At 73.3% G+C, this 6,120-nt stretch carries 4 protein-coding genes; all 4 read right to left on the bottom strand.

All coding sequences use genetic code 11. The features are described from left to right. Positions 1-546: DUF885 family protein (locus HUW36_RS23245; protein WP_174530122.1), on the bottom strand; the 546-nt coding region annotated here is incomplete at its 3' end. A gap of 286 nt (positions 547-832) precedes the next feature. Further along, positions 833-1,822, bottom strand: a complete 990-nt coding sequence (locus HUW36_RS23240; RefSeq protein WP_174530121.1) for a nucleoside triphosphate pyrophosphohydrolase — start codon at positions 1,820-1,822, stop codon at positions 833-835. Positions 1,823-1,824: 2 nt separating this feature from the next. After that, complete coding sequence (locus HUW36_RS23235) at positions 1,825-2,616, bottom strand: hypothetical protein (protein ID WP_174530120.1); 792 nt, start codon at positions 2,614-2,616, stop codon at positions 1,825-1,827. 47 nt (positions 2,617-2,663) lie between these two features. Further along, the coding region (gene mfd / locus HUW36_RS23230; protein WP_174530119.1) for a transcription-repair coupling factor at positions 2,664-6,120 on the bottom strand (3,457 nt) is incomplete at its 5' end.

Below are 6,120 nucleotides of genomic sequence, written 5' to 3'. Positions count from 1 at the left end.
GACCCGGTCGCGCAGCGCCGGCGCCTGGGCGAGCAGCGCGGGCACCTCGTCGCGGACCAGGGCCGCGGTGCCGGTGAACTGCCCGACCGCCGTCTCGGCGTGGATCCGCGGCATGTCCCGCAGCGTCGCGCGCGCGGTGGCCAGGGCATCCGGTACGGCGGCGAGGCGCCCCGCCAGGTGGGCCAGGCGCTCCTCGACCGGGGCGTAGGGACGGGCCAGCAACGCGTGCAGCAGCGGGCCCGGGTTGTGACGCAGCGGGTCCCACTCGTGGCTGCGGATCTCGGTCGCCTCGAACAGCCCGCGGTCGACCAGGCTGCTGAGCAGGGCGTGGTCGACACTCTCGTCGACGTCGAGCACGTCCGGGTCGATCTCGGAGAGCGCGTCGGCCGCGTCCTTCAGCATCGCCTGGTCGGCGGCGAGGGCGTCGGCGGAGAGGTCGGGCAGACGGTCGTCGTAGCGGTGGTCCCCGGCGGAGGTGGCCAGCCCGGGCCGGCTCTCCAGCAACGCCTCGACGATCCGCTCCGCCAGCGGCACGAACGCTTCCATACCGGAACCCTACCGACCGCGCCGCCGGACCTCTCCCCTCCCGACCGCCGCCCCCGGCCGAGCGCGGTAGATCTTGGTAGGAGACGGCCCTTATAGGGGCACTCTCGTTCCAAGATCTACGTCTTTCCCGCAATCTCGACCGCGAGTCTCGCTTCCCGGCGGGGCTTGGCCGATGGGGGCCGGGCTGGGCGGACAGCCTCGGCGATCTTGCACTTTGCGCCCCGGCGAATGGGGTGTTTGCGACATCGGGAGGGCCGCAAGTGCAAGATCGCGGGGGCGAGGGGGGTTAGCTGGGGTGGTGGGGGGTGGGGCGTTCGGCGGCTCGGACGGCTTCGGCGTATGCCAGGGTGACGCGCCGGAGCGCCGCCTCCGGGTCGATGCCGGCCTGCCGGGCGGCGGCGACCGTGGACAGCAGGCTCGCACCGAGCCGCGCCTCCGCGTCCACCTGGGACTCGGCCAACGGCGGCGGTACGGCCAGCCCGACCCGACCGGCCCGGTCCAGGATCTTCGCGGCCAGGGCCAACGCGGGCTGGCTCAGCGCGATGCCGTCCAGCACCGAGTCCCGGGTCTTCTCCGCCTGCTTGATCCGCTCCCAGTTGGCCTCGATCTCCTCGATCGAGCCGGCCCGCTCGCCGGAGAACACGTGCGGGTTGCGCCGCACCATCTTGTCGACCAGCCCGCCGGCCACGTCGTCGACGGTCCAGCTCTCGCCCTCCGGCAGGTTCTCGGCCAGCCGGGCGTGCAGCAACACCTGGAGCAGCACGTCGCCCAGTTCCTCGCGCAACGCGTCGGTGTCGTCGGCGCTGATCGCGTCGTACGCCTCGTAGCACTCCTCCAGCAGGAACCCGGCCAGGCTGCGGTGGGTCTGCGCCCGCTTCCAGGGATCGCCACCCGGCGACGCCAGCCGGTCCATCACCTCGACCGCGTCGAGCAGCCGGGCGCCGGGCGGGTCCCACGAGCCGTACATCAGCTCCAGCTCGGCCAGTCCCGGCTCGCGGGCCAGCCGCAACCCCAGCTCGCGGGCGAGCGACTCGTCGCCGGCCGGGCCGGCCAACCACACCGCGCCGCCGTGCGCCGACGCCGCGTCCAGCAGCGCCTGCGTCGCGCCCTCGGTCAGCACGCTCACCTCGGCGCCGGCCGACCGGACCACCCGGGTCAGCTCGCTCTCCGCGCCGGCGAGAACAGGTGCGGAACGTACGGCGTCCCAGGCGGCCGCGGTCAGCAGGCCGGCGGGCAGCCGGGGCGAGGTGACCAGCAGGACGATGCGTGCCGTCATGCTCAGGGCGCCACCGGCGCGCTCGGGTCGGCCGAGTCCGACCCGGTCGGCTCCGGCTCCGGCGTGGAGACGTCGGTCACCTGGTCCGCGCCGTCCACGTACGGCAGGTCGTACTGGCGGAGCCCGTTCGCGGTCTGGAGCAGCGCGGGGATCTCCAGCGTCGGGAAGCGCGGGTTGACCGTCACGTCGAGCTTGCGCACCTCGTCGCGCAGCGCCACGCTCACCGCGGAGACCTGCCGGGTGAACTCGGCCTCGGCGAACTGCTTGCGCTGCTCCTCGGCCGACCAGCCGGCCGGGGCAACCCCGACCTTGACCAGCGCCTGGTACAGGTCGGACCGCGACCCGTCGGTCAGCTCCGCCGGCGGCAGGCCACGCTCCAGGGCCAGGTAGAGGTCGTACCACTCGGCGGCGAGCGTCGCGTACTCCGTGTCGGGCACGCCCAGCTCCTTGCCGAGCTGCTCGGCGGTGAGCTGGTCCTGCACCGGGATCTTCTTCTCCTCGGCGACCCGCTTGCCCAGGTCGATGCCGACCAGCAGGTTGAGCACGTCCTGCCGGTCCACGTTCAGCTTGAGCTGCTCCGGCGACGGGGTCGCGCCCTGCTGCGCGGCGGCGGCGCGCACCGAGGCCTCGTACGCGGCCTGGGCCTCGTCGTGGATCGTGTCCACCCGGTCGACGGAGTAGGTCCGGTCACCGACGTAGGCGGCGACGTCCGGGGCGGACCGGCCGCAGGCGGCGAGGGAGAGCGCGGCGAGGGCCGCGACGCTGGTGGCGGCGAGGAGACGACGAGCACGCATGACGGTCACTCTCTCACGCCCCGTACCCGGCTGTGACGCCGCCCACCTCACCGCGCCCCCGCCCCGGCCGGCTGCGCCGCCGGCTCACCCAGGACGTCGGCGAGGAGCTGACCGCACCACTCCAGCAGCGCCTGGTCGCGCAGCGGCTCGCCGCCGATCCGCCGGGTGCTCGGCCGGGGCACGCTGACCTGGTCGAGCGCCTGCTTGTAGACCGAGTCCGGGTGGTAGCGCTTGAGCCGCATCTGCTTCGAGTCGGGCAGCGGCAGCGGGCCGAACCGGATGTGCTTGCCCTGCATCGACACGTCGGTCAGCCCGTAGCGGCGGGCCAGCAGCCGGAACCGCGCCACCGCGACCAGGTTCTGCACCGGCGCGGGCGGCTCGCCGTAGCGGTCGGTCATCTCGGCGACCACCTCGCGCAGCCGCTCCTCGTCGCGCGCCTCGGCGAGCTTGCGGTACATCTCCAGGCGCAGCCGCTCCACCGCCACGTAGTCGTGCGGCAGGTGCGCGTCGATCGGCAGGTCGACCTTGACCTCCGTCTCCTCCTCCGTGCTCTCGCCCTTGAAGGCGGACACGGCCTCGCCGACCATCCGGACGTACAGGTCGAAGCCGACGCCCTCGATGTGGCCGGACTGCTCGCCGCCGAGCAGGTTGCCGGCGCCACGGATCTCCAGGTCCTTCATCGCCACGTACATGCCGGCGCCCAGCTCGGTGTGCTGCGCGATGGTGGCGAGCCGCTCATGTGCGTTCTCGGTGAGCGGCTTGTCCGCCGGGTAGAGGAAGTAGGCGTACGCCCGCTCCCGGCCCCGGCCGACGCGGCCCCGGATCTGGTGCAGCTGGGCCAGGCCCAGCAGGTCGGCGCGCTCCACGATGAGCGTGTTGGCGTTCGGGATGTCGATGCCGGACTCGACGATCGTGGTGCAGACCAGGACGTCGAACTCCTTCTCCCAGAAGCCGACCATGACCTTCTCCAGCGCCTCCTCGCCCATCTGGCCGTGCGCGACCGCCACCCGGGCCTCGGGCACCAGCTCGCGGATCCGGCGGGCCGCCCGGTCGATCGACTCGACCCGGTTGTGCAGGTAGAAGACCTGCCCGTCGCGCAGCAGCTCCCGGTGGATGGAGGCGGCCACCTGCCGGTCGTCGTACGCGCCCACGAACGTCAGCACCGGGTGCCGCTCCTCGGGCGGGGTGGCGATGGTGGACATCTCGCGGATGCCGGTGATCGCCATCTCCAGCGTCCGGGGGATCGGGGTGGCCGACATGGCGAGCACGTCGACCGACGCGCGCAGCGTCTTCAGGTGCTCCTTGTGCTCGACGCCGAAGCGCTGTTCCTCGTCGATGATGACCAGCCCGAGCTGTTTGAACCGGGTGGACGCCTGGAGCAGCCGGTGGGTGCCGATGACGATGTCGACGGTGCCGTCGGCGACCATCTCCATCGTCCGCTCGGACTCCTTCGGGGTCTGGAACCGGGACAGCTGCCGGATGGAGACCGGGAACTGGCTCATCCGCTCGGCGAACGTGTTGTAGTGCTGCTGCACCAGCAGGGTGGTGGGCACCAGCACCGCCACCTGCTTGCCGTCCTGCACCGCCTTGAACGCGGCCCGCACCGCGATCTCGGTCTTGCCGTAGCCGACGTCGCCGCAGATCAGCCGGTCCATCGGGACCGTCTGCTCCATGTCCCGCTTGACCTCCTCGATGGCGGCCATCTGGTCCGGCGTCTCCTGCCAGGGGAACGCGTCCTCCAGCTCCCGCTGCCAGGGGGTGTCCGGGCCGAAGTTGTGCCCCTTGGACGCCTTGCGCGCGGCGTAGAGCTGGATCAGCTGGGCGGCGATCTCGCGGACCGCCTTGCGGGCCCGGGCCTTGGACTTCTGCCAGTCCGAGCCGCCCATCTTGTGCAGCGTGGGCTGCTCGCCGCCGACGTAGCGGGAGAGCTGGTCGAGCTGGTCCGTGGGGACGAAGAGGCGGTCGCCGGGCTGGCCGCGCTTGCTCGGCGCGTACTCGATGACCAGGTATTCCCGGCTGGCGCCGTTGACCGTGCGCTGCACCAGCTCGACGTAGCGGCCGATGCCGTGCTGCTCGTGCACCACGAAGTCGCCGGCCTTCAGCTCCAGCGGGTCGATGGTGTTGCGCCGCCGGCTGGGCATCTTGCGCATGTCGCGGGTGGAGGTGCCCCGGCCGCCGGTGACGTCGTCGCCGGTCAGCAGCACGAACCTCGACGCCTCGTCGACGAAGCCGGCGGTGAGGCACCCGCAGGAGACGAGCAGCTCGCCCGGGGCGGGCGCGGTGGGCACCTCCTCGGTGAGCCGGGCGCCGAGACCGGCGTCGCGGAGCACCTCGACGGCCCGCTGGGCGGGGCCGTGCCCCTCGAAGACCAGCGCGATCGACCAGCCCTCGCCGGCCCACCGCTTGAGGTCGTCGACCACCCGGGCGGTCTCGCCGTGGTAGAGCGGGGCCGGCTGGGCGGCCAGCGTCACCGCGATGGCGTCGTCGGGGGTGACGTCGACCTCGGTCGGCGCGTCCTCCCAGGGCTGCCGGGCCGACGCGGCGTCCGCTTCCACGAGGCCGAACGGCGCCAGCGTCCACCAGGGCTGGCCCAGCGCGCGGGCCGCCGTGCGTACCTCGGCCAGGGTCTTGAAGGCGGCGGCGCCGAGGTCGACCGGGGCCTGGCCGCCGACGGCGGCTGCGGCCCAACTGGCCTGGAGGAACTCCTCCGAGGTACGCACCAGGTCGTGCGCCCGGGTACGGATCCGCTCGGGGTCGCAGAGCAGCAGGTGGGTGCCGGTCGGCATGCAGTCGACGAGCAGCTCCAGCGCGTCGGCGCCGATCAGCGCGGGGGCGAGGGACTCCATGCCCTCGACCGGGATGCCCTCGGCCAGCTTGTCCAGGATCTCGGCCAGCTCGGGGTGCTCGGCGGCGAGCGCGGCGGCCCGCTTCCGGACCGACGGGGTGAGGAGCAGTTCCCGGCACGGCGGCGCCCAGAGCTGCGCGACGCCTTCGATGGTGCGCTGGTCGGCGACGGCGAAGGTGCGGATCTCCTCCACCTCGTCGCCCCAGAACTCGACCCGGGACGGGTGCTCGTCGGTGGGCGGGAAGACGTCCAGGATGCCGCCGCGCACGGCGAACTCGCCGCGCTTGGTGACCAGGTCGACCCGGGCGTACGCCATGTCGGTGAGCCGGCGGGCGACCTCCTCCAGGTCGGCCTCGTCGCCGGCGGCGAGCTGCACCGGCTCCAGGTCGCCGAGGCCCTTGAGTTGCGGCTGGAGCAGCGAGCGGACCGGCGCCACGACCACCCGCAGCGGCCCGGTGCGCCCGTGCGCGTCGGCCGAGTCGGGGTGGGCCAGCCGGCGCAGCACCGCCAGCCGCCGCCCGACCGTGTCGGAGCGGGGCGACAGGCGCTCGTGCGGCAGCGTCTCCCAGGACGGGAAGACCGCCACCTGCTCCGGCGGCAGCAGGCTGCCCAGCGCGGAGGCCAGGTCGTCGGCCTCGCGGGTGGTGGCGGTGACCGCG

This window comes from Micromonospora maritima (genome assembly GCF_902825405.1).
Taxonomy (GTDB): domain Bacteria; phylum Actinomycetota; class Actinomycetes; order Mycobacteriales; family Micromonosporaceae; genus Micromonospora; species Micromonospora maritima.
Note: the sequence above shows the minus strand (reverse complement) of the source record. Positions and strands in the feature narration are given on the sequence as shown.

Coding starts and splice junctions, on each gene's coding strand:
- HUW36_RS23235 (WP_174530120.1), bottom strand. CDS start 2,616: ATGCGTGCTCGTCGTCTCCTCGCCGCCACCAGCGTCGCGGCCCTCGCC.
- HUW36_RS23240 (WP_174530121.1), bottom strand. CDS start 1,822: ATGACGGCACGCATCGTCCTGCTGGTCACCTCGCCCCGGCTGCCCGCC.